This window comes from Niallia sp. Man26, from assembly GCF_022049065.2.
Taxonomy (GTDB): domain Bacteria; phylum Bacillota; class Bacilli; order Bacillales; family Cytobacillaceae; genus Niallia.
Window position 1 is genome coordinate 447109 of record NZ_CP095744.1, and the last position, 21228, is coordinate 468336.

Genomic DNA, 21228 nt, shown 5'->3' on the forward strand with positions numbered 1-21228 from the left:
CCAAACCATTTTTTTAAAACCTCGTCTACTTTAGGACTGTATAAACACATACAAACTCCAACCATAAAAATAATAAATCCGCTAAAACCAGGGGTTATAAACGGGAATCCCTCAGAATAGTACACTATTGTAGAACGACTATATAGAGCCAACCAATTAGATGGAGTTAGTATAGTTTCATGGACACAATTTAATTAAGTCCTTACAATTATTTTGAGAGGATGTGTCCGAATTGGAACGTAAACCTGCAGGCAAAAAATATAACGATGATTTTAAGAAAACGATTGTGGATTTGTATCATTCCGGCAGCCCGGTTAAAGAATTAAGCAGCGAATATGGCGTATCAGAAGTAACGATTTATAAATGGGTGAAAGACTTTACCCCTATTGGTTCAGAAAAAGAGGCGCTGACACCAAAAGAGTTAGCCGAGATTCAGAAAGAAAACCTTCGGTTAAAACAGGAGGTAGAAATCCTAAAAAAGGCTATGGCCATATTCGCGAAAAAGTAACCGAATCAGAGCTCATCGATTTTATCGAGGAACACAAGGATCAATATCCCGTCCAGAAAATGTGCGAAGTACTGGCCGTGCCAAGAAGCAGTTACTATGGCTCCCTTGAAAAAACGACGTCAAAACGTGAACTGGAAAACCAGGAACTCACGCAGGAAATCCAACGGATTCACCTGGAAAGTAAGGCGCGTTATGGCGCACCGAAAATCCATAAGACCTTATCAAACAACGGGGTTTGTTTAAGCCTGAAACGTGTCCAGCGCTTGATGAGAAAGGCAGGCATCCGTTCGATTACCAGGAAAAAATACCGTCCTTTCCCCTCAAAGGAAAAGGTTGTGCAGCTGGGTAATCTTTTAAAAAGAGACTTCTCTACCTGCACGATTAATGAGAAATGGGTGGCAGATATTACGTATATTCCTACGGTAAAAGACGGCTGGTGCTATCTGGCCTCTGTATTGGATCTGCATTCGAAAAAAATTGTTGGCTATTCTTTTTCTCGTTTTATGACTTCGGAATTAGTGATCGAAGCACTTCAAAACGCCTGTTTTTCTCAAAAGCCCCGAAAGGGCTTAATTCTTCATACCGATCTTGGCTCACAATATACCAGCAGTGAGTTTACTCAGCATGTCCAAAAATACGGAATCAGGCAGTCTTTCAGTCAGAAAGGCTGTCCTTATGACAATGCCTGTATAGAGTCATTTCACGCCATATTAAAGAAAGAAGAAGTCTATCATACCCAGTACACTGACTACCGGGCAGCGAAGCTGGCCATGTTTCAGTTTATAGAGGGCTGGTACAACAGAAAAAGAATTCACAGCAGCATCGACTATCAAACACCTCAAGCTATGGAGGATCAGATTAGAAGAACCGCTTAATACTTAACTTTTTTGTGTCCAAATTATTGACTCAAATCCATAGATTTATGACAATTCTTTTCTTATACATTGCTTTATCCTTCTCATAGATTAATTGTAATAACTTTAATACGTTTATAGCTCTTCTTTGGTTTCATTTAATCGCGATTTATTAGTTCCATTATTAATGAAGGGCTCTTTTTTTTAAGGTTTCTACTATTTTAGTTACTAATTTGTAATTTACTGATATTAATCTACTTTTATACGAAAAACCTAATTGTATTTATTGGATGATAGTGTTACAATACTATAGTTCGATAATATGGTAGCGTACTAAAGCAAAATACTTAATAAAAGGTGGTCTCTATAATATATGAAACGTTTAGTAACAATGATTTTAGCAGTAGCAGCGATTTTCACCATTGTAGCAGGGTGCTCTAAATCTGCCGAAAAAGATGACAATACATTGGTAATTGGTATTGATGATAAATTTGCTCCTATGGGGTTCCGTGATGAAAATAATGAGATTGTTGGTTTTGATATTGACTATGCGAAAGCAGCAGCTGAAAAAATGGGCATGAAAGCTCAATTTCAACCTATTGACTGGAAAACGAAAGAATCTGAGTTAAGCAGCGGTCGTATTGATCTTATTTGGAACGGTTACACCATTACAGATGAGCGTAAAGAAAAGGTTCTCTTTACAGAGCCTTACTTGAAAAATGCACAGGTTGTCGTAACAATGGCTGATTCTTCTCTTTCTAAACTTAATGATTTAGAAGGAAAAGTCGTTGGTCTTCAATCACTTTCTTCTGCATCCGATGCATTAGATGCTGATCCTATTAAATCAAAAATTAAAACAGTAACAGAGTTTGCTGACAATGTTTCTGCTTTGAATGACTTAAAGAGTGGCCGTTTAGACGCTGTAGTAATTGACGAAATTGTTATTAACTACTATATGACTAAAGAGGAAGGCACTTTCAAAGTACTTGATGAATCTCTTGCTCCTGAAGAATATGGAGTAGGCGTTAAAAAAGGTAATGAGGATCTGCTTAATAAACTACAAAAAGCACTTGATGAGATGAACGAGGATGGCACTGCATCAGAAATCTCTGAAAAGTGGTTTGGCGAAGATAAAGTGTTGAAATAATAACTAATTACTGGCAAAACAGGATTTCCGATAAGGAAGTCCGTTTTGTTTTCGGAGGTAACTTTTATGTCTTTTGAATACATTAAATCAATAATTATGCCTTTGCTTGAAGGGGCTCAGATGACTGTCCTCTTGTTTATCATTGCTATTGTAGTGTCCATACCGCTAGGCTTTCTATTAACATTAGCTGTAAGAAGCAGCTTTAAGCCTCTTTCCTGGTTTGCTCAAGGCTATATTTATGTGCTTCGCGGAACACCGCTATTGCTGCAGCTATTGTTTATCTGTTTCGGTCTGCCAATGATTCCTGTAGTTGGTGAATATTTAGTATTAGATCGTTTTGTAGCTGCATGTTTAGGTTTTATTTTAAACTATGCTGCTTATTTTGCCGAAATCTTCCGCGGCGGTCTTATTGCCATTGATAAAGGTCAATATGAGGCATCACAAGTACTTGGCTTAAACAAATGGCAGACTTTAAGAAAGATTATTCTTCCGCAAATGTTCCGCATCGCCCTTCCGGCTGTGGCGAACGAATCTGTAACACTTGTTAAAGATACAGCACTCCTTTATGCGGTAGCTGTACCAGAATTGCTGCACTTTGCTCAAGCTGCAGTTAATCGCGACTTTACAATTGTGCCATTTGTTGTGGCAGGTGTCATTTATTTAATCATGACGCTTCTATTAACGTTAATCTTTAAATGGCTTGAACGCCGATTCAAATTTGAATAAGAAGGAGTTGGTGAATATGGCTATTATTGAAATCTCTAACTTAAAAAAATCGTACGGCAATTTAGACGTATTAAAGCAAATTACATTTAATGTAAATAAAAACGAAGTAGTAGCGGTTATTGGTCCCTCCGGATCTGGAAAAAGCACCATGCTTCGCAGTCTTGTTAATCTTGAGGTGATTGATGGCGGCAGTATTTGTGTGAGCGGCGATTATTTAGTAAAAGATGGACAATACGTTAAACCGCAAGACATTAAACAAATCACAGGTAAAATGGGGATGGTCTTCCAGCACTTCAACCTCTTCCCTCATCTGACTGTGAGAGAAAATTTAGAGCTTGCTCCAAAAATGGTCAAAAAAGAATCCTCTGCTGACATACAGAAAAGAAGCAATGAGCTGCTAGAAAAAATCGGGCTCTCCAGCTGGGCGAACTCGTTTCCAGCTAAGCTGTCCGGCGGACAAAAACAAAGGGTGGCAATTGCCAGAGCATTAATGATGAACCCAGATATTATGTTATTTGATGAGCCTACTTCCGCTCTTGATCCAGAATTAACTGGTGAAGTATTGCAAGTGATGAAGGACCTGGCTCAAGAAAACATGACCATGATTGTCGTAACGCACGAAATGGGCTTTGCCAGAGAAGTTGCTAACAGAGTCGTATTTATGGACAATGGGGAAATTGTTGAATCTGGTGCTCCAAAAGATTTGTTTACAAATCCTAAGTTTGAACGAACAAAAGCGTTCTTAAACCGCAGTTTAAAATAAGCAAAAGGCAGTTTCATAATAAACTACCATCCTAGCAAACTTAATGGCCAACCAGAATTTATTCTGGTTGGCTTTTTTATTGATTTAATTTCATAACTTTTAACAGGTAAAACAGTTAATCTTATAGATAACCCTTTATTAAACTGTAAACCGCGCAATAAATAAAGGATTTCTGTGTAAAATAAATAATAACACCAAGCATTAGAAGTTCCAGTAAATACTATTTATTATAATGACCAGTAAATAATACGTGGGGACTCAGGTGGCATTTCAAGTGAAGCAATTATTGGCAAAATAGAGCTGAAGAAATAAACAGCTGCATCTTTGTCGCTGTTTTATACTTATAGAAAATTATTTTTCAATCTCTTTACTAATTCATCATAGTTTATGAAATAATCTTTAATTGGAATGACAGCAAAATCAGATGAAGTTTGAGTATTTGCTAATAGGCATTCATCATATATTAGAGAAATATAAATATCTTTTTGCACCTTAATTCCGCTTTCCTTATAATAACCTACTAAATCCAAATATAAATTATAGCCTGCTTCATCAATAGACCTTTCTATCACAAAACCGCCAGTAAAGTCTCCCCACCAAGCTTGAAAGCTTTTATAAACTTCATGAAAACTAGTTAGACCTTCAGCATCTTCACAAAACAAACTATGATAAAAAATTTCCTTTTCCTCATAAAACAGCTTTGTATCGTTGACATCATTAAGAAATACAATTTGAGAGACTTTCTTCCATAGGTTTTGAAACCTTGATTTAAAGTCATCCTTAAAAGTAATCTTTGCAGAGAAATAAGGGAACTTTATCTTTTCGGTATTGTTTGTTTGATTTATATATATATTTTGCAAGTATATTAGGAAGTTTAAAGAGGTCGAACGATCTGTCATCATAATTAATGCATTTTCCAAAATTTACATCCTCCCTTTCTCCTCTATTATCACCATTCTTCTGGTAAAATACAAATTTTTTACTATAATCAGCTAATATCTGAATAGCCATGTTTGACACATCTATAAAATTGTGTATAATTCAAGGTAATTGAATAAACAAAAATGTTTTCTAGGGTTCCGCAGCATATATTATTGTGTTGGACTGGTCCGAGAGAAAACTCACAGCTTTGCTGTGTCACGGAAGGACAAAAGCCTGGGAGAAACTGACTTATCAGTTTGCTCCCGGGCTTTTGTTTTTTTTATGCAAAATTAATTTGGAGGTTTTAGAAATGGATTGGATTAAAGTTTTTATCGCAGCATTTTTTGAAGTATTTTGGGTTATTGGCTTAAAGCACTCTGATAACCTATGGATGTGGGCGGGGACAGTTGTTTGTATTATCATCAGCTTCTACGTAATGATTATGGCAGGGAAAAAGCTGCCTGTTGGGACTGTTTATGCAGTATTTGTTGGTTTAGGTACTGCAGGAACTGTACTTTCTGAACTTCTATTCTTTGGGGAAGCTTTTAAAGTGGAAAAGGTTTTCTTCATCTTACTCCTTTTAGGAGGCGTAATCGGCTTAAAATTGGTTACAAAAAATAAAACTCAAGAAGGGGATGAATCGTAATGGCTTGGATTTCTCTTATACTAGCAGGTCTGTGTGAAATGTTTGGTGTGGCTATGATAAACAAATTGCATAAAGACCGTAACTGGCAATCCGTATTACTATTAATCTTAGGATTTGGTGCTAGTTTTATCTTCCTTTCCTATTCAATGGAAACACTCCCAATGGGAACAGCTTATGCAATTTGGACAGGAATTGGTGCTTCTGGTGGAGCTATTTTGGGTATGTTACTATATGGTGAATCAAAAGATTGGCGAAGACTTGTCTTTATAGCTATGGTGTTAGGTGCAGCAGTAGGTTTAAAATTGGTCTCCTAATAAGAAAAGAGCTGAATAGCTCTTTTCTTACATGTTTCTCTCAAGAGTTCACATTATTGCCTTCATAATAACGAGACAACTCAATAATCATTGCACCCATACGTTCAAGCTCAGGAACAACGATTTTGTCTACTCCTTCTTCCGATAATGCCTCTGCAGTTACTTTTCCTACTGCAACTGCTAATGTATTGTCTTGGAATGCATCGAGGATTTCTTTTGTTACACCCTTCTCTTTTGCAAATGTAAAAAGAGATCGTACTTGAATCGCACTCGTAAAGCAGACGGCATCCACTTTGTTATCGTGCATTTCCTCAAAAAGTGTTTGCACAGCATCCCATTCTGGAGCGATATGCTGATATGGCAGGATAGTAGCAACGCTTGCTCCTTTATCTTCCAAAAACTGGATGAGTCGAGGCGCTGTCTCACCGTGAAGCTGAACCAATACGTTTTTCCCTGCAAAATCAACATCTTCAAGCGCACGAATTAATCCTCTTGTTGACCCATCTTCATCGAGAATATCAGGCACTACGCCAATTTTCTTCAAGTAATTTTTTGTCTTGTAGCCTCTGATCGCTATATTAGCCGCTTCCAATCGCTTAAGATATTCCGCTTTTACACCTAGCTTTTCCGTGATATTTACAAGTGTTTCTGTACCGATGCCTGTCGTAAAGATGACCCAGTCTGCCCCTTCGTTCACAAACTTAATCAGAGCAGGTTCTACCTCTTTTTCCGCTAAGAAAACGGTACCTTGTAAAGAGCGGACAACTGGAATACCGCCTTGATTTTCGATTAATTTGCTGATTTCTTCTATTTTACGAGAAGCTCCAATAACCACACGCTTCCCTTCTAATCCTTTGCCCATTTTAGTTACCTCTTTTCCCTCATCTATGTACATATATTTTCTATTATAATAGCAGGCTCGTAGAAAAAGAAAATATTTTTATGCAATATTCTTATAATTTTAAGTTAATACGAAAAAAAGGCCATTTTCTATTACAAAAATGGCCTTTTTTCTTCTTTCACTTTCGTTAATTCAATTATTTCCTTTAATACAGACATCTCCGCCCATTCCTCTTCTGTTACCAGTTCCCACTGTATACCTTCCGGCTTTTTGTATGGTGTATTTGATTGGACTAATTCCTGTTTTAAAGGAAAAGGAAAGCGGCCGAGTTTATGCTCTGTTAAATAGTTCCAAACACTTGTTTCGTTACTATTTTTGTGTTCAGCCCTTTAAGAAAGTTTTTAAGCTTGAATCATTTTATTAATATCCATCTCAAGCGGATATGTGCTATATACAACAATTTTATTTTTATATTGTTTAACAATATCCATACGGTCCTTATAACTGGACAATAACAGCTTTAACTCCTTCTTGCCGTTTCTTGTAACAATCGTTAAAGAATAATCTGCATTCTCAGGGTGAAGATACCCTTCTTCACTTCCAGGATATAAACTGTATTTTTCTCTGACAGTTGCCTCATTAAACAGCTTTAAAATATCAGTTTTAAGCGCTCCTTCAATTTTTCTGCCATTATAGAGAACTTCTGTATTAACTTCAGACAATTTCAAATGCAATTTATATTTTCCAAGCAGCCATTCGACCACACCTGTCGGCAAACATGTCATTAAAACCTTCACTATACAAAATAGAACTAACGCTATGATGGAAATCCAAGTCATCTATGCTCACTCCAATATTATAATAACCATGCTAAGTATATCACATAACTATCATACTGGATTTCGAAACAATATTGACCATCCAATTGGCAGAATTATTGACCATCCAATTTAATTAACCATTTGCTTTTGACGAAATAATCTAACTTTCTTTTTTACTGCTTCTGTTATAATATAGCCAATTCCGCCACCAATAGTATTTAACAGCAGATCATCCACATCAAATGCCCTCCCTTCAACAATACCTACATAACCTAATAAAAGCTGCAGCACTTCAATTGTTACACTTACTAGAAAAATACATCCTATCGCTTTTGAAAGTTTTCTTGCTTTAAATAACAACGATATATACACACCTAATGGACAAAGCATTATTAAATTATAAAAAGATAACTTTACAGAATTCCAAAAGAACCAGTCGAATCCTTGATAATGATAAAGATTGTACCAATCTTTAATAAAATAAAACGGCACTAGCTGTATAGTTGGCAAAAAATCGTGTTGAGGAGGCAATATAATTCCTCCAGTTGTTAATTGCGCAACGTGCAGTAAATAATATAGAAAGCTATAAGTAATCAATCTTTTCATTAAACCACTTGTTTTCATTCTAATAAAATCCACTACGATATAAATAATTAAAAAAATTGTTCCAAAAAAGACAATATCATAAATTGCATACATAGTATCTTAACCCCTTTCCTTAATCCAATACTTAGACGAAACTCTTTACTAAAAGGTTTGTATTTTATCCTTTTTATATCATTTCGTATGATACAAAAAAGAGTAAGAGAAAGCAGACTCTTTATCAAAAGTCACTTCTTTTTCTTGATCTTATTAGGTTTTACAGCAACTGTTGGAGCATATAAGCTAAAAAAATGAAACATACTATTCCAATCTGACAGATTACTTTTTTATCAATATCTATATTAGGTTTCTTAACATTTCAACTATGGACATATATTAAATCCTTTTTGAAAAGAGAGGGACTCAATATGTCGAATGCATAGACTTCCGATTGAGTTTCTCTTTTTGTTTGATAAAAACATAAAAAAAGAGCCTACCCATAAGGCAAGCTCTCCTAACTCATCGCATCACCAATCCTCCATCCACATTCAAACACTGCCCCGTCACAAACGCTGCCAAATCTGATGCTAAAAACAGCACACTTCCTGCAATATCATCAGGACTTGCCAAACGGCCCATTGGTGTCATTTGAATGATTGATTCTCGCACAGATTCCTGTGTTTCGGAGCTGGAATCTGTCGGATAGGTTAAGCCTGGCGCGACTGCATTCACGGTGATTCCAAATAGGCCAAGCTCTTTGGCTAGATTTCTTGTAAAGCCTAACAAGGCCATTTTTGATGTTGTGTAGTCATGGTATGGAATAATCGGAAAATCGATTAGATTGCTGACAATATTGATTATCCTGCCTTGCATTTGTTCCTTCATATATGGCATCACTGCTTTGCAGACATTATAGGTGCCATGAACATTGCCTTCCCACTGGCTGTTGTAATCGGCCCAGCTGATTTCCCATGCTGTTTTCCTTGTTTTAGGGTTAAAGGTATAATGACTCAAGGCATTATTCACAACGATGTCAATTGTACCGAATGCATCAGCAATCTGTGCGACCATATCGGTGACTTGTTCTTCTTTTTGAACATCTGCCTGAATGGCAACAGCCTGCCCTCCTGCTGCTTCGATTTGACTGACAACTGCTTCGGCGAGGTCTTTGTTTTTCAAATAATTGATAATGACAAATGCACCTTCAGCAGCCATTTTTTTAGCGATAGCTGCGCCTATTCCTCTGCTTGCACCTGTCACTAAAACAATTTTTTCTTGAAGATTCATCTTTCCTCGTCCTTTCTATTCCACATCACTGTCATATTTTTCAAGTCCATACTCAAGGTCCCTTTCCAAATCAACCATGCGAACTAGCTCCATTAAATTAAACCCGCCATCATGATGCCAGCCTGGCTTTGCCCGGTTCATTTCTCCGATTGGGCTGAACCGATTAACGCCAGCAGCGCCTAACATATTGGCGAGCGAGAACAATCTTGCTGGTTCTACGGCAAGCCCGCATGATTGTAAATAGCTCTCCCATTGCTGGAAATGGTCAGCAACTTCCTCAAGTCTGTCCACTGCATACACATGAACACTTCTGTTTAACGGGCTACCGCTAAAAGAAGGTTCCTCATGGTAAATGACCGTCCATGCTGTATCGTCTTTACTGCTGTATACTGCCGTTTTCTGTGATTGCAGGCTTTTTAAGGAATGCTCATTTCGGAAGTTTTGTATGGACATTGCCTCTTCCCCTGTCAGCTTTGCTCTTGGTCTTTTTTTATGGTATCGGAAAAGCTCTGCTGCTAATCCTTGTGCAAACTGCTTCGGGCTTACCACCCCATCTTGCTCCACATAAACACATTGCGGAGAAAGACAGCTTTGCTGGTCATAGATGGAAATATCTTCGGCAAGCTTATGGAGTGTGTCACTGTAATGATCAGCCGTTAATGCTTCTTTGCCAATCATAGCAAAGCTGATTTTATGACCATATGACAACAGCTTTTTGTGAATTGGTGTCTTCTTCCTTATTTCCGCGACCGTTTTGTTCGACCCATAAACGATTACAGCCTCTCCCCAATTGACTGCCATATTATCAAGGGACTCTGTCCCCCCCTTCCATGGCAGGATGGCGATGGCATCAGCCAATCTCTCGTCCACTTCCTTTAAGGATTGGAGAAAGAGGGCAGGGAGGAGGGGCTCTGAGTAAGAGGTCTTGCCGATTGCCGCTGATTTAAGCAAAAGCCCCATTATTAAACTCCATAACTGCACGCCTGGCACATTACCAGAAAATAAATGAAAAATAGTATTTGGTCCATACGCACGACTCATTCCGCCTGATTTTCTTGGCCGAAAGTCATCGAGTATGGCAGGCTGGTCAAATTCCTCATCAAGGAAGCGCAGCAGCTCCTTTTTGCGAAAGGTCCTCATATACCTTTTCAACTCGAGCCGAACCATGTCTTGATCATACCCGGTGACTGCAGGAATTAATGCGTCGGCAATACGTCTCAATCGGTAGTTTGGATTCAGCCATAGCTGGATAGCTTGGTCTATCTTGTCGACTACTTCATTAGTAGTAAGCTGAGCAAGATAATCTTTTCTGTTTGCTTGCAATGATGCCCCGATTTCCTCTATATGCTCGGCAGTTAATTCTGGATATTTTACGATGTACTTCCGGCCTTTCACCTGAATTGACTCTTGGCGAAAATCTGTGAGCTTTATTGATTCTGGTACATAATAGGCTTCTATTAATTCTGTTTCCATCACTAAATGGATGCACCACCTAATGCAGATTGCATCAGCTGATCCACTGCAATCGAACAGCCTCTGGCTTCTGCCCCCTTTATTCTGCCAAGGAGCTTAAACCCGTTATCTGTTTGACAGCCTTCATCCTGAGTTAGAATCGCTATACAAGAATTCCAGTTTGCTAAGTCAATATGTGCAATTACCCCTGCTTGACCATTTGTGATTGGCTTTAATGTATCTGGGTCAAGTATGACTGTTTTCACCCATGCAGGACCTGTCTTTTCTAAACGAATATCTCCTTCTAAGCAGCTCGACAAAATACTTTGATCATAAATTTGCGAGCTTAGTTCGGTCATGCCATACATATTTATGCAGAGTGAACGGTCAACTTGGAAGCTTGTATGAAACTGTTTATACAGCTCTTCCATCTCTACTTCACGAGACTGACCTTTAAAGCCGCCTGTATCAAATATCCTGCTTCCTTTTGCGAGCTGAAATTGCAGTCCATTTTCCTTTAAATAATCAAGAAGATGAACATAAGCAAATGTTGCGCCCATAAGCATTACTGGTTCTTCTGATTGTTCACACTTACGCAGCTCACTCGCAAATTTCTCCATCTCTAATCCTTTTTTCCCGAAGAAGAATTGGCTGTTTTCTGCCCCAAAATAAGCTGCTGCATTTGAAAGATACCTAGACAAGGAGGAATTTTCATTCATGTCTGCAGCTGGTGATAATACAAATATCGTCATCTTCTCCCTGTCTGGCAGAACAAACTGTTTAAATGGATGCTTCATCGATGCATCCCATACCTTTAATGAGGGATGATAATTTCTGCCCTTTTGGTCAGGATTAGTAGTTCCGCTAGTCATAAATACAGCCTCTGCATCCTCAATAGGTTCACACGCTAATGTCAGCTCTTTAAAACCTTGTATTGGCATTGGCGGTATATCAAGCCAACGCTTAACCGTGAGGGGGTTCTTTTTCTTCACTTGGCAATATTTTTTGTAAGGCATGTTATGCTGAAATTGATAGGAAAACAATTCTAGAGCGAGTTTATTAAATTCCTGGTCATGCTCTTCTTTATTCAAAATGCCATTCTTATATTTTTCGATAAAAGTGAGGACTTTTTCTGTTATAACAATAGAGATTTCTTTCATATTCCCTTCCCCTTTTCTATCCAGTTTGGAATATTAACAAACAGCAGATGTAAAATAATTGAAGAAAATGCCCCGATTAATATCGTATTTGACAGGAAGGCTCCTGCTGCCCCTGTAAAACCTGTTGAAAAGCTTGGCAAAGAGATTGCTAGTAAAATGGAAAGTCCAATAATCATGTAATTGCGATCCGATTGTTCCACTTTTGCTAGTAAGGAAATACCAGTAAACACTAACGTCGCAGCAGCCGGCAGAAAGATTCCGCCGACAACAGGGCTTGGCGTTAAAGCAAGCAAGGCACCTGCTTTCGGTACAAAGCCAAGCACTAGGAAGATAACACCTGCAATCATCACAGGATATCTTGAACCAACTCCTGTCAAACGAAGCAAACCAACATTTTGGGCATAGGCAGTTGTTGGAAAACCGCCAATAAGAGAGGACAGCATAGATCCTGCCGATTCGCCTGCAAAACCATTCCTAATTCGCTTTGCACTTATCTCTGTTTTCAAAATGGTGGAGGATGCTTGATAAACACCCATCGCTTCAATTACAGCCACTATATACGCAACAAAAAATGTGAGAAAAGTTGTCCATTCGAATTCTAAATTTCCATAAGGCAGGAATGTCGGCAGACCGAACCAAGCCTTTTCTGCTATCATTCCAAAATCAGCTTCTCCTAAACAAATCGCAATAATATCACCAACAACTAATGCTATTAAAAAGGAAAAAGATTTTAAAAAGCCTTTTCCGAATATAGATAAAATTAAAACGATACAAGCTGTTGGAATGGACATCATTAATACAGTTGAACTTGCAAAGCCTGCATCTCCTGGTGAACCGCCGAGAAATTCAGACAATGTAAAGCTCGATAAAGAAATACCGACTAGAAAAATAACAGTCCCTGATACAACTGGTGTAAATAATACCTTTAGCTTGCCTATTAACCCAGTAACAGACAATATGAATACAATTATTGCACTGACAAGGATTGCCCCGCTCGCAGCAGCAAGACCGTTTGCTTTTCCAGCTGCGATCATGATGGAATCGAAGGCAGCTGATGGTCCTTGGACGATTGGCAACTTTACAAACTTTGCTGCCTGCAGCAATGTAACAATACCGGCTGCAATAAAAATGGAATTAACGATATTGGCTGATAAAGCAAAAGGCAAACCAATCATTGCTGCCACAAAAATAGGATCTAGCCATACATTTGAAACAAACACATGCTGCAGACCATATAAAAAGCTTTTAAGAGGAGGAAGCTTTTCATCAAGCCCCACTGTTAATAGTTGTTCCTCTGGTGTTTCATTCGTTTTATCAATAGTTTTCAAGTCTTCCATTTGTGTCTCCTTCTAGTACCATTACTTTTTGAGCAAGCTCGTATTTGTTAATACAGCCGATTGCTTTTTCACAAAGATGCTTAATACAATCGCTCCAATCAATGCTCCAGCAATCGAGCTGAAAATAAAGAGCGGGATAAAGCCAAACAATGACGCCTTTTGTCCAAGGAGAACTGCCGCAATTGGATATGCTAATATTGCCCCAAGTATGCCAGTTCCAAAAACCTCTCCGGCAAATGCCATATACAGCTTCCTAGTCTTTAAGAATAATAGTGACGCTAACAGTGCTCCGACCATGCTTCCTGGAAATGCAAACAGTGAACCTGTTCCCATGAGGTTTCGTAAAAGCGAGACACTAAAGGCTTGCAGCACGGCATAATACGGACCTAGTAATACTGCTGACAGAACATTGAGAAAATGCTGTACGGGAAACACCTTCGTAAACCCAATCGGAATGAAGAAAAAATTACTAGTCATTGTCCCGATTGCGACCATCATCGCCGTTAATGTAAGCTTTCGTGTTTTTTCCATAAAAAAATCCCTCCAGTAATGAGCACTGAGGGATCTAGACAGTCAAAAAAGACTAATCTAATACGAACACTTTCCTACGCTGGCATTATCCAGTTCAGGTCCAAAAAGGGTCAAGACGGTAAAGTCTACTCTCAGCCGTTCGGCTCCCCCAGTGCAATCTCTTATTCAATTTACAACCATGCTAATATAAAAAAGCCAGGTCTCACTTTTAAGACCTGGCTTTAAATAGCAGTAAATAAAGAATCTCACTGACTACTTTCCTACGCTGGCATCATCCAGATCAGGTCCGAAGGGTTAAAAAAATTGCTTTTTTCTCTCAGCCCTCCATGCGGGCACCCCTAGTAGTTAAATGGTTATGTAAAATTTAGCTTAATCATAAACCTAACTGTTTCTAATGTAAAGAGATTTTTTACTTGCAATAGGAACTATCTATTGTTTTATTCGTAAATAAAGTGGAGGTGTTTAGTATGTTCAATAGCAAATCTGAATGTTCCGTATGCAGGAAGGAAATTAGGGAGAATGACATTGTGTATGTAAAAATGCGCTATCCTATGCGTAAAGGAATGACCGAAATAAAGGCATATTTAAAAAATGAAGGAACCCTTATTTGCGAGAACTGTAATAAAAAAAGGTAAGGGAACCTTATTTTAAACAGTTCCCTTACCTTTTTATTAAACAAACTTTATTTCATACCCTGCTTGGAAGGTTTCCCCTGCTTCAAGCTTATTCATTCCGAATTTTTCATTTAACTTTCCTGTTGTGTTATATAGATCAGCAATCCCGTACCATGGTTCAATACATACAAATGGAGCCATTATTCCTTCTGGTTTAGAGTAGTTCGACCAAATCCCTACAAAAGGAAAATCTTTAAATGTAACTTCGACCCCATGACTTGATTTATCTGACACTAGTTTTATCGCATCAATATGACTGTAGATTAATGCATCATTTTCAAAAAGAGAATCCTTCACCTGAATAGAATCAATATCATTAGCAATCCCTTTTTCATGAATAAGCGAATCCTTCAGCTCATATTCCATAACATCTTTGTTTTCAGCTGTTGTAAAATGGAGGACATAATCCTCGGCAGATTCATCATCTAACAGCGGAACTCTAAAGGCAGGATGTGCACCGATGGAGAAAAACATCTCATCCTTATTGTCATTGACTATTTCCCAGCGGACAGAAAGAGAATCCTCCAGCAAAGAATAGTGAATATAAGCTGTAAATTCATAAGGATAAACATCAAGAAAACGCCCGTCCGACTTAACAACAAAGGAAACAGCATTGTCTGTTTTCTTCTCTATATCAAAATCGGCATCACGCAAAAAGCCATGCTGCGACATCGGGTAGGATTTTCCATTTAGTTCATATTTATCATCCTTTAAACGGCCCACAATCGGAAATAATACAGGAGAAACTCGCCCCCAATATGCTTTATCCCCTGTCCACATATAATCCAGTTCATTCTTTTTATGCTGCACTTTACGAATTTCAGCACCGCTGCTTGCAATTTCTACCTTTAACCACTCATTTTCAATTACAGTTGTCATTGAAATTACCTCTTTCACATTAATATTATAAGAATGCAACGCAATAACCTTTTATTTACATTTAATATAATTATTGTTATCATTTAGCTATTATTTAATAAAGGAGCTCGATCATGATCAATCGTATTTCAGATTATCTTCAAGTACCGAAAGCTATAATAAAGTTTGGACTGCTCTCCATTGTCATCGCTATGAGCTTTTCCTTATTTAGTCTTTCAGAAAAAATTGGTGAATGTATTGGTAAGCTATTATTCATTGTTACACATTAATTGCTTATCCATTACATACCCACTACTCCAAAAAATAAGCCACAAATTTAGATAGTTAGCGCAATAACCGTCTCTATTAAATCCTCGACTTCCCCATAACATTTGTTAACTTCCGGTAAATGATAAAAGGTGCTTGTCGCTTCTAAATTATTCACTTCCTTATTAGGGGAATAGAGGAATATCTTTTTCCCCAAACCAATTGCTATACCTAATTCAATATGACTCCCTTTTCCAGCCGGAAGTATAACAATTATAAAATCACTATTTTTCACAGCTGCTAACTCTTCTTGTCCGATTTTCTCTAAAGCTTGTAAGGATGTTGCTCTGTTATTTAATGTCCAATCATATGTATGGATATATCCTTTATCAATAAGCAGTTTACTGATATTTCGTACTTCATTCTTATTTTTAAAGCTTGATGCAATATAAAACGTTCGTTGCTGCATTTGCTATCTCCCTCAATTCCTATAGCCATTATAACATTATTTGGTATACGGACACCTCAGCAACTATTAAAAATTTAATATTTATGTTTATAATTATATTAAACAGGGTATTAAAAAATGTTGTATATAGAAAGTTGATAGTAAGTGAGGGGATAATTCTTGGGAATACTGATTGTTGATGATAATGAAGCTAATTTATTCGTCATAGAAAAGCTGTTGCAGCGTGCTGGGTATACAGATTATCTGTCGTTTACTTCTGCACAGGATATGTTTAACTATTTATATTCAGATAAACCATTTGTAATAGAGAGTCAGGTTGATGCTATCTTAATGGACATTATGATGCCGGAAATTGATGGAATAGAAGCTTGTAAACAGCTCCAGCAAGTAGAGCATCTGAAAGATATACCAGTCATTTTTGTCACAGCGCTAGAGGACTCATGCAAAGTGGTTGAAGCATTAGATGCCGGTGGCACAGATTATTTAATGAAGCCGATTAACAAAACAGAGCTGCTCGCAAGACTTCGCGTTGCAATCAGGTTAAAATATGAAAAAGACTGGCATAAGAAACAAGAAGAGAAAATCAGAAATGAATTGGAGCTGTCAACACAAGTACAAACAAGCGTGCTCAGCCCACCTATACATAAAGAAAACTTGCTTATTAAGGCATCCTATCTGCCTGCATTTCAATTGGCGGGAGATATGTACTTTTGGTATGAGATTAGCGATCATCGTTATGCCGCCATTCAGCTTGATATGATGGGCCACGGAATTTCCGCTTCGCTTGTATGCATGTTTATTTCCTCTGTATTGCGTGACACAATTCAAAAAAATCCTGATCCTGAGAATGTGATACAAGATTTAAACCGCCGAATGAGCACACTAAATTCAAATCAAAAAATACCATATTATTTTACAGCGATATACTTAGTACTAGATACAAATGAACGAACGATAGAATACATAAATGCTGGACATTTGGACGGTTATGCCCTAATTGATGGTACAACAACAGTAGAATTGAAAAGCAATACGACAGCTGTCGGCTTCTTTGATGATATCAGAACAAAGAAGAATATCATTCACTACTCGAATTCTGTTCAGCTTATTCTTTGTACAGATGGTGTTCATGAAGCGATTGATAAATATGGAGAAACGGGTATCGACTTGATAAAGAAGGCTGCTTCCTGCCGACTTGCTGATGCGAAGACATCGGAACCGATTGACTTAATTACATCTAAAGACCACCAGAAAGGTGCTACAGACGATATGTGTGTAGTCTTAATACAAGCAGATTGAAGGCGATCCATATAAAAAAGCAGTGCTTCCTAATAGGAAGCACTGCTTTTTTTACGGAATATTTTCTCTTGTGTATTAAAATTTTCAAAGTAGGCAGAATCACTGCGAATTGTCTCTTTGCTTCCTAAGCCAAGGAAGCCTCCCGGGCTTAAACTTTCATTGAATAATTCATATACTTGCTGCTGTAATTCCAGATTAAAATAAATCAGCACATTACGGCAAATAATTACATGAAATTCATTAAATGACCTGTCTGTTACTAGATTATGCTGTGCAAACACGATATTTTTCAGGATTGACGGCTTTAAAATAGCTCCGCTGCTGTCTGCTGTATAGTATTCGGAGAAGGAACTATTGCCGCCAGCGGCAAGATAGTTTTTCGTATAAGCCTGCATTTTTTGCAGGGGGATTACCCCTGCTGCAGCTTTTTCCAACACAACGTCATTCATATCAGTAGCGTATATCTTGGCCTTATGTGCCAATCCTTCCTCCTCTAGCATAATTGCCATAGAATAGGCTTCTTCACCAGTAGAACAACCTGCATGCCAGATCCTGATTTCAGGGAGCTTCCTTAATAAGGGAACTGCCTCTTCTCGGAAAGCCTTAAAGAAGGAGGGGTCTCTAAACATCTCAGTAACATTAATAGAAAAGTCACGGAGCAGCTTATAGAGAACATCTTCGTCATGAATAATTCTCTCTGTTAGTCCAGTAATGGTTAGCAGCTTTTCTCTGTTTAACCGATTTTGGACCCTCCGCATTAAGGACGAACGCATATATTGTCTGAAGTCATACCCAGTCAATTTGTATACAGCTGTCAAAAGTAAATCTAATTCAATTTCTTCTTTTTCCATACTAATTCATTTCCTTGTCTTTTCTACCTAGAAGAATATACAGCATTATGACAACCATACCCTCATGGCAGATAATAATTGATCCAGTTTCAGAGGTTTGCTGATATAATCAGATGCCCCTGCTTCTATACATTTATCGCGGTCACCTTTCATTGCTTTCGCTGTTAATGCAATGATTGGAATGTCATTGTTTTGCTCCATACCTCTAATTTTTCTAATTGTTTCATAGCCGTCCATGACAGGCATCATAATATCCATTAACACAATATCAAAATGCTCTAATTCATCCATCTTTTCAAGACATTCAGCGCCATTTTCTGCGGTAATAACATTCATGCCTTCTTTATTTAAAGCATTTTTTAATGCAAAGATATTACGATGGTCATCATCTGCTACAATGACTGTTTTCCCTTGCAGTACAGTAGATGGTGAGTGTTCTGTATTACTCTCTTCATTTACTGCTGCTGCATTCTCAGGCTCGGCCTCGTCAGAACCAATTGCAGATGCTGCTTGATCTTCCGCTATGCTGTCTATGCCAATTAGAGGGATTCCTCCCGGCAAGTTCGGAATGAAAATCGTGAATGTACTTCCTTCTCCTTCCTTGCTTTCTACTAAGCACGTGCCTCCAAGGAGTTGGGAGAATTCCTTCGAAATGGATAAACCGAGACCTGTTCCTCCGTATTTCCTCATTGTTGCTCCATCAACCTGCTGGAATGCTTCAAATATCATCGCATGTTTATCTGCTGGGATACCAATACCAGTATCTGTTACAGACATCTTCACCCATATATCCGCATAATTGGAGAGCGGAAGCTGCTTCACTTCATTCATTTCTGCTTTATTGACAGAAATCTTAACACTGCCCTCTTTTGTAAACTTAAATGCATTTGATAACAGATTTTTCATAACCTGCTGCAATCTTTGTTCATCTGTATAGATGATTGGCGGAACATCCTCATGGAAATCAATCTCAAAATCTAAGCTTTTGCTTTTCGCTATTTGCGTAAAGTTTCGTTTCAATCTGTCAACGAATTCACTTAAGTACACTTCTTCAAAGCTTATTTCAAGCTTTCCTGCTTCCACTTTAGAAAGATCGAGAATATCATTAATAAGATTTAATAGATCATTTCCAGACGAATTGATGACTTTGGCAAATTCCTTCTGCTCAGAAGATAATTCGCTGTCAAGGTCATCTGCCAGCATTTCTGAAAGCAGCAAAATACTGTTAAGCGGCGTTCGAAGCTCATGGGACATATTTGCAAGAAACTCGGACTTGTATTTCGAGCTAAGCTTAAGCTGCTTTGCCTGCTCCTCCAGTTCTTCTTTCACAGTCTGCAGTTCCTCTGTTTTCAGTTCTGCATCATTCGTTCTTTCCTCGAGCTGCTCATTAATCATCCGCAGTTCTTCTGTCTGTGTTTGCAGCTCTTCCGATTGGGCCTGCAGTTCCTCCGATTGGGTTTGAAGCTCTTCTGTTTGTGCTTGTGATTCAAGCAATAACCGCTCTACTTCCATTCTTCCTAGTATATTCATAATTCCAATACCTAAGGTTTCGAGAACATTTTCAACCAGTTTTTGATCTGAAGCGGTAAATTCCTTAACGCTTGCTATTTCCAGAACAGCGACAACCTCATCCTTCACCAAGATTGGTGCAATCAGCACAGATTTCGGTCTAACCTCACCTAATCCAGTTGAAATAAATCGGAAATCTTCAGGAATATTAGGAAGAACAACTATTTTCTTGTCACGCACCGTTTGCCCGATAATACCTTCACCAGCAGTAAATGTTTGTCTTCCTGCATCTGAATCTGCATAAGCAGCGACTTTTTTGAAAACAGGCTCTTTACCTGTATCATCCTGTACATAAAACGCTCCAAGGTTTGCATCTATTGCTGTAACAATTTTTTTAAGGAACTGTTCAGCAAGTGAGGTTACAGAAACATGGCGGCTGTAAAGCTTGATAATTTCCGCAGAATTGGATTGCACCCAGTTTTGCTCAGATATTTCTGCAACAAATTGCTTTTCTTTTACCGTGTAATTTTCAAGGGATGCCGCCATTGTATTAAATGCTCTCGCGATATCCCCAATTTCATCCTTCGTTTCCAGTTCAATGCGCGGCACAGACACTAAATTAGTAAAATCAACATCCTTAATGACATGAACGATGGAATTAATATTTCTAGTTGTGCTCCTAATAACCCACAGCATGACAGTGACAATCAGGATAAGTGCGACAGAAACAACCGAAATAAGGGCAATAACAAGCTGTTTATATGTTGCGTTTGCCTCATCGAGGGCATCACCCATCAAGGATTCTTGATAGTTTTTAAACTCATCTATTTTACTTAACAAATCCCTCCGGTTAGAAATCCCTTCATCATAAACCGCTTGAAGCTCTTGCTTTGTGCGATTATCATTGTACAAAGTGATCATTCTGCTTTCCATTTGAGAAAAATTCTCATATAAATTACTGATTTCTCTGAGAAGAACCTTTGATTTGTTCGTATTTAAGATAGATTCAAGTTCTGTTATTCTTGTATTTAGAAGCGAAATTTGTTCTGCTGACGATTCAACAAATTTCGTATTATTTTCCTCGCTGCTGCTGATCAAATTCAACATATTGCGGTCTTCTAAATAGATCTGCTGTCTGATTTCTGTTGCTTCATTTACTTTATGATAGCGGTCCTGCACAATCTCTAGCATATTGTCTCTAATGGACTGCATCATAATAAGTATGATTCCCATTAAGAGGACCATAAATAAAACGGTCAATCCTAAACCAAAATATTGCTTTCTTTTGTAGCCCACACGAGTTCCTTCTTTCTACTTGTCTATACCATCAACTATAACAAACTTTTTGCTAGTTTACTAATTTACATCTAAGTCTCTATGTATGTTAATAGGTATACTATTTAAGAGTTTC

21 protein-coding genes and 3 riboswitches are annotated in these 21228 nt (G+C 38.0%); of the genes, 8 read left to right on the plus strand and 13 right to left on the minus strand.

Annotation, left to right across the window (positions count from 1 at the left end):
- Positions 1-232: 232 nt before the first annotated feature.
- The 4 genes from L8T27_RS21670 to L8T27_RS21685 all read left to right on the plus strand — a co-directional run bounded on the left by L8T27_RS21670 (position 233) and on the right by L8T27_RS21685 (position 3998).
- Positions 233-1383 (plus strand): IS3 family transposase gene (locus L8T27_RS21670; protein ID WP_237941282.1). Its coding sequence is split into 2 segments (ribosomal slippage): positions 233-482 and positions 482-1383, totalling 1152 coding nucleotides; the frame shifts between segments, so codons are not numbered across the junction.
- A gap of 352 nt (positions 1384-1735) precedes the next feature.
- Complete coding sequence (locus L8T27_RS21675) at positions 1736-2509, plus strand: amino acid ABC transporter substrate-binding protein (RefSeq protein ID WP_237942935.1); 774 nt, start codon at positions 1736-1738, stop codon at positions 2507-2509.
- 66 nt (positions 2510-2575) lie between these two features.
- Positions 2576-3235, plus strand: a complete 660-nt coding sequence (locus tag L8T27_RS21680) for an amino acid ABC transporter permease (protein ID WP_233315054.1) — start codon at positions 2576-2578, stop codon at positions 3233-3235.
- Positions 3236-3251: 16 nt separating this feature from the next.
- Complete coding sequence (locus L8T27_RS21685) at positions 3252-3998, plus strand: amino acid ABC transporter ATP-binding protein (protein WP_245400076.1); 747 nt, start codon at positions 3252-3254, stop codon at positions 3996-3998.
- A 341-nt stretch (positions 3999-4339) separates the two neighbouring features.
- On the opposite strand, the gene L8T27_RS21690 is transcribed toward L8T27_RS21685, so the two are convergent.
- Positions 4340-4918 (minus strand): hypothetical protein, encoded by a 579-nt coding sequence (locus L8T27_RS21690; RefSeq protein WP_237942937.1) that lies wholly within the window; start codon positions 4916-4918, stop codon positions 4340-4342.
- Between the two features lie 140 nt (positions 4919-5058).
- Positions 5059-5162, plus strand: a riboswitch (guanidine-I (ykkC/yxkD leader).
- A gap of 67 nt (positions 5163-5229) precedes the next feature.
- Here L8T27_RS21690 and L8T27_RS21695 point away from each other — a divergent pair.
- On the plus strand, positions 5230-5565 hold the full coding sequence (locus tag L8T27_RS21695) for a DMT family transporter (RefSeq protein WP_237942939.1): 336 nt from the start codon (positions 5230-5232) through the stop codon (positions 5563-5565).
- Positions 5565-5879 carry a DMT family transporter gene (locus L8T27_RS21700; RefSeq protein ID WP_233315051.1) on the plus strand — a complete coding sequence of 105 codons (315 nt, stop codon included), beginning with the start codon at positions 5565-5567 and terminating at the stop codon, positions 5877-5879. Before L8T27_RS21695 ends, L8T27_RS21700 begins: the two co-directional genes overlap by 1 nt.
- A gap of 40 nt (positions 5880-5919) precedes the next feature.
- On the opposite strand, the gene L8T27_RS21705 is transcribed toward L8T27_RS21700, so the two are convergent.
- The 9 genes from L8T27_RS21705 to L8T27_RS21750 form a co-directional block, all read right to left on the minus strand.
- Complete coding sequence (locus tag L8T27_RS21705) at positions 5920-6741, minus strand: uroporphyrinogen-III synthase (RefSeq protein WP_233315050.1); 822 nt, start codon at positions 6739-6741, stop codon at positions 5920-5922.
- A gap of 380 nt (positions 6742-7121) precedes the next feature.
- Positions 7122-7559 carry a YfmQ family protein gene (locus L8T27_RS21710; protein WP_233315049.1) on the minus strand — a complete coding sequence of 146 codons (438 nt, stop codon included), beginning with the start codon at positions 7557-7559 and terminating at the stop codon, positions 7122-7124.
- 111 nt (positions 7560-7670) lie between these two features.
- A complete protein-coding gene (locus L8T27_RS21715; RefSeq protein ID WP_237942941.1) occupies positions 7671-8240 on the minus strand; it encodes a VanZ family protein in 570 nt (189 codons plus the stop codon).
- 402 nt (positions 8241-8642) lie between these two features.
- Complete coding sequence (locus L8T27_RS21720; protein WP_233315047.1) at positions 8643-9410, minus strand: 3-oxoacyl-ACP reductase; 768 nt, start codon at positions 9408-9410, stop codon at positions 8643-8645.
- A 15-nt stretch (positions 9411-9425) separates the two neighbouring features.
- Positions 9426-10883: an acyl-CoA reductase gene (locus tag L8T27_RS21725; protein ID WP_237944150.1), complete on the minus strand. Its 1458-nt coding sequence runs from the start codon at positions 10881-10883 to the stop codon at positions 9426-9428.
- A gap of 2 nt (positions 10884-10885) precedes the next feature.
- Entirely contained in the window at positions 10886-12022 is a 1137-nt protein-coding gene (locus L8T27_RS21730; protein WP_237942944.1) for a LuxE/PaaK family acyltransferase, read from the minus strand.
- Positions 12019-13359, minus strand: coding sequence for a solute carrier family 23 protein (locus tag L8T27_RS21735; RefSeq protein ID WP_237942946.1), 1341 nt, complete (start codon positions 13357-13359; stop codon positions 12019-12021). The genes L8T27_RS21730 and L8T27_RS21735 overlap by 4 nt, the downstream gene beginning before the upstream one ends.
- A 21-nt stretch (positions 13360-13380) precedes the next feature.
- Positions 13381-13890 carry an energy coupling factor transporter S component ThiW gene (gene thiW / locus L8T27_RS21740; RefSeq protein ID WP_237942948.1) on the minus strand — a complete coding sequence of 170 codons (510 nt, stop codon included), beginning with the start codon at positions 13888-13890 and terminating at the stop codon, positions 13381-13383.
- Positions 13891-13944: 54 nt separating this feature from the next.
- Positions 13945-14050, minus strand: a riboswitch (TPP riboswitch).
- 80 nt (positions 14051-14130) lie between these two features.
- Positions 14131-14240, minus strand: a riboswitch (TPP riboswitch).
- Between the two features lie 321 nt (positions 14241-14561).
- Positions 14562-15443: an aldose 1-epimerase family protein gene (locus tag L8T27_RS21750; protein ID WP_237942952.1), complete on the minus strand. Its 882-nt coding sequence runs from the start codon at positions 15441-15443 to the stop codon at positions 14562-14564.
- Positions 15444-15556: 113 nt separating this feature from the next.
- On the opposite strand from L8T27_RS21750, the gene L8T27_RS21755 reads away from it, so the two are divergent.
- Positions 15557-15712: a hypothetical protein gene (locus tag L8T27_RS21755; protein ID WP_233315041.1), complete on the plus strand. Its 156-nt coding sequence runs from the start codon at positions 15557-15559 to the stop codon at positions 15710-15712.
- Between the two features lie 47 nt (positions 15713-15759).
- On the opposite strand, the gene L8T27_RS21760 is transcribed toward L8T27_RS21755, so the two are convergent.
- Positions 15760-16158, minus strand: a complete 399-nt coding sequence (locus L8T27_RS21760; protein WP_237942954.1) for a nucleoside 2-deoxyribosyltransferase — start codon at positions 16156-16158, stop codon at positions 15760-15762.
- Positions 16159-16317: 159 nt separating this feature from the next.
- Between L8T27_RS21760 and L8T27_RS21765 the strand changes: the two genes are divergently transcribed.
- Positions 16318-17457: a PP2C family protein-serine/threonine phosphatase gene (locus L8T27_RS21765; protein ID WP_237942956.1), complete on the plus strand. Its 1140-nt coding sequence runs from the start codon at positions 16318-16320 to the stop codon at positions 17455-17457.
- A 29-nt stretch (positions 17458-17486) separates the two neighbouring features.
- Here the strand turns inward: L8T27_RS21765 and L8T27_RS21770 are convergent, their stop codons facing one another.
- Positions 17487-18308 (minus strand): CheR family methyltransferase, encoded by an 822-nt coding sequence (locus L8T27_RS21770; RefSeq protein ID WP_233315039.1) that lies wholly within the window; start codon positions 18306-18308, stop codon positions 17487-17489.
- Between the two features lie 45 nt (positions 18309-18353).
- Entirely contained in the window at positions 18354-21113 is a 2760-nt protein-coding gene (locus L8T27_RS21775) for a sensor histidine kinase (RefSeq protein ID WP_233315038.1), read from the minus strand.
- Between the last annotated feature and the right edge of the window lie 115 nt (positions 21114-21228).

What these genes read in the sequence shown, in the direction of transcription:
- L8T27_RS21735 (WP_237942946.1), bottom strand. Translation starts at nt 13,359, where the DNA reads ATGGAAGACTTGAAAACTATTGATAAAACGAATGAAACACCAGAGGAA.
- L8T27_RS21725 (WP_237944150.1), bottom strand. Translation starts at nt 10,883, where the DNA reads ATGGAAACAGAATTAATAGAAGCCTATTATGTACCAGAATCAATAAAG.
- L8T27_RS21685 (WP_245400076.1), top strand. Translation starts at nt 3,252, where the DNA reads ATGGCTATTATTGAAATCTCTAACTTAAAAAAATCGTACGGCAATTTA.
- L8T27_RS21700 (WP_233315051.1), top strand. Translation starts at nt 5,565, where the DNA reads ATGGCTTGGATTTCTCTTATACTAGCAGGTCTGTGTGAAATGTTTGGT.
- L8T27_RS21680 (WP_233315054.1), top strand. Translation starts at nt 2,576, where the DNA reads ATGTCTTTTGAATACATTAAATCAATAATTATGCCTTTGCTTGAAGGG.
- L8T27_RS21715 (WP_237942941.1), bottom strand. Translation starts at nt 8,240, where the DNA reads ATGTATGCAATTTATGATATTGTCTTTTTTGGAACAATTTTTTTAATT.
- L8T27_RS21730 (WP_237942944.1), bottom strand. Translation starts at nt 12,022, where the DNA reads ATGAAAGAAATCTCTATTGTTATAACAGAAAAAGTCCTCACTTTTATC.
- thiW (WP_237942948.1), bottom strand. Translation starts at nt 13,890, where the DNA reads ATGGAAAAAACACGAAAGCTTACATTAACGGCGATGATGGTCGCAATC.
- L8T27_RS21720 (WP_233315047.1), bottom strand. Translation starts at nt 9,410, where the DNA reads ATGAATCTTCAAGAAAAAATTGTTTTAGTGACAGGTGCAAGCAGAGGA.
- L8T27_RS21695 (WP_237942939.1), top strand. Translation starts at nt 5,230, where the DNA reads ATGGATTGGATTAAAGTTTTTATCGCAGCATTTTTTGAAGTATTTTGG.
- L8T27_RS21710 (WP_233315049.1), bottom strand. Translation starts at nt 7,559, where the DNA reads ATGACTTGGATTTCCATCATAGCGTTAGTTCTATTTTGTATAGTGAAG.
- L8T27_RS21705 (WP_233315050.1), bottom strand. Translation starts at nt 6,741, where the DNA reads ATGGGCAAAGGATTAGAAGGGAAGCGTGTGGTTATTGGAGCTTCTCGT.
- L8T27_RS21755 (WP_233315041.1), top strand. Translation starts at nt 15,557, where the DNA reads ATGATCAATCGTATTTCAGATTATCTTCAAGTACCGAAAGCTATAATA.
- L8T27_RS21675 (WP_237942935.1), top strand. Translation starts at nt 1,736, where the DNA reads ATGAAACGTTTAGTAACAATGATTTTAGCAGTAGCAGCGATTTTCACC.
- L8T27_RS21760 (WP_237942954.1), bottom strand. Translation starts at nt 16,158, where the DNA reads ATGCAGCAACGAACGTTTTATATTGCATCAAGCTTTAAAAATAAGAAT.
- L8T27_RS21770 (WP_233315039.1), bottom strand. Translation starts at nt 18,308, where the DNA reads ATGGAAAAAGAAGAAATTGAATTAGATTTACTTTTGACAGCTGTATAC.
- L8T27_RS21750 (WP_237942952.1), bottom strand. Translation starts at nt 15,443, where the DNA reads ATGACAACTGTAATTGAAAATGAGTGGTTAAAGGTAGAAATTGCAAGC.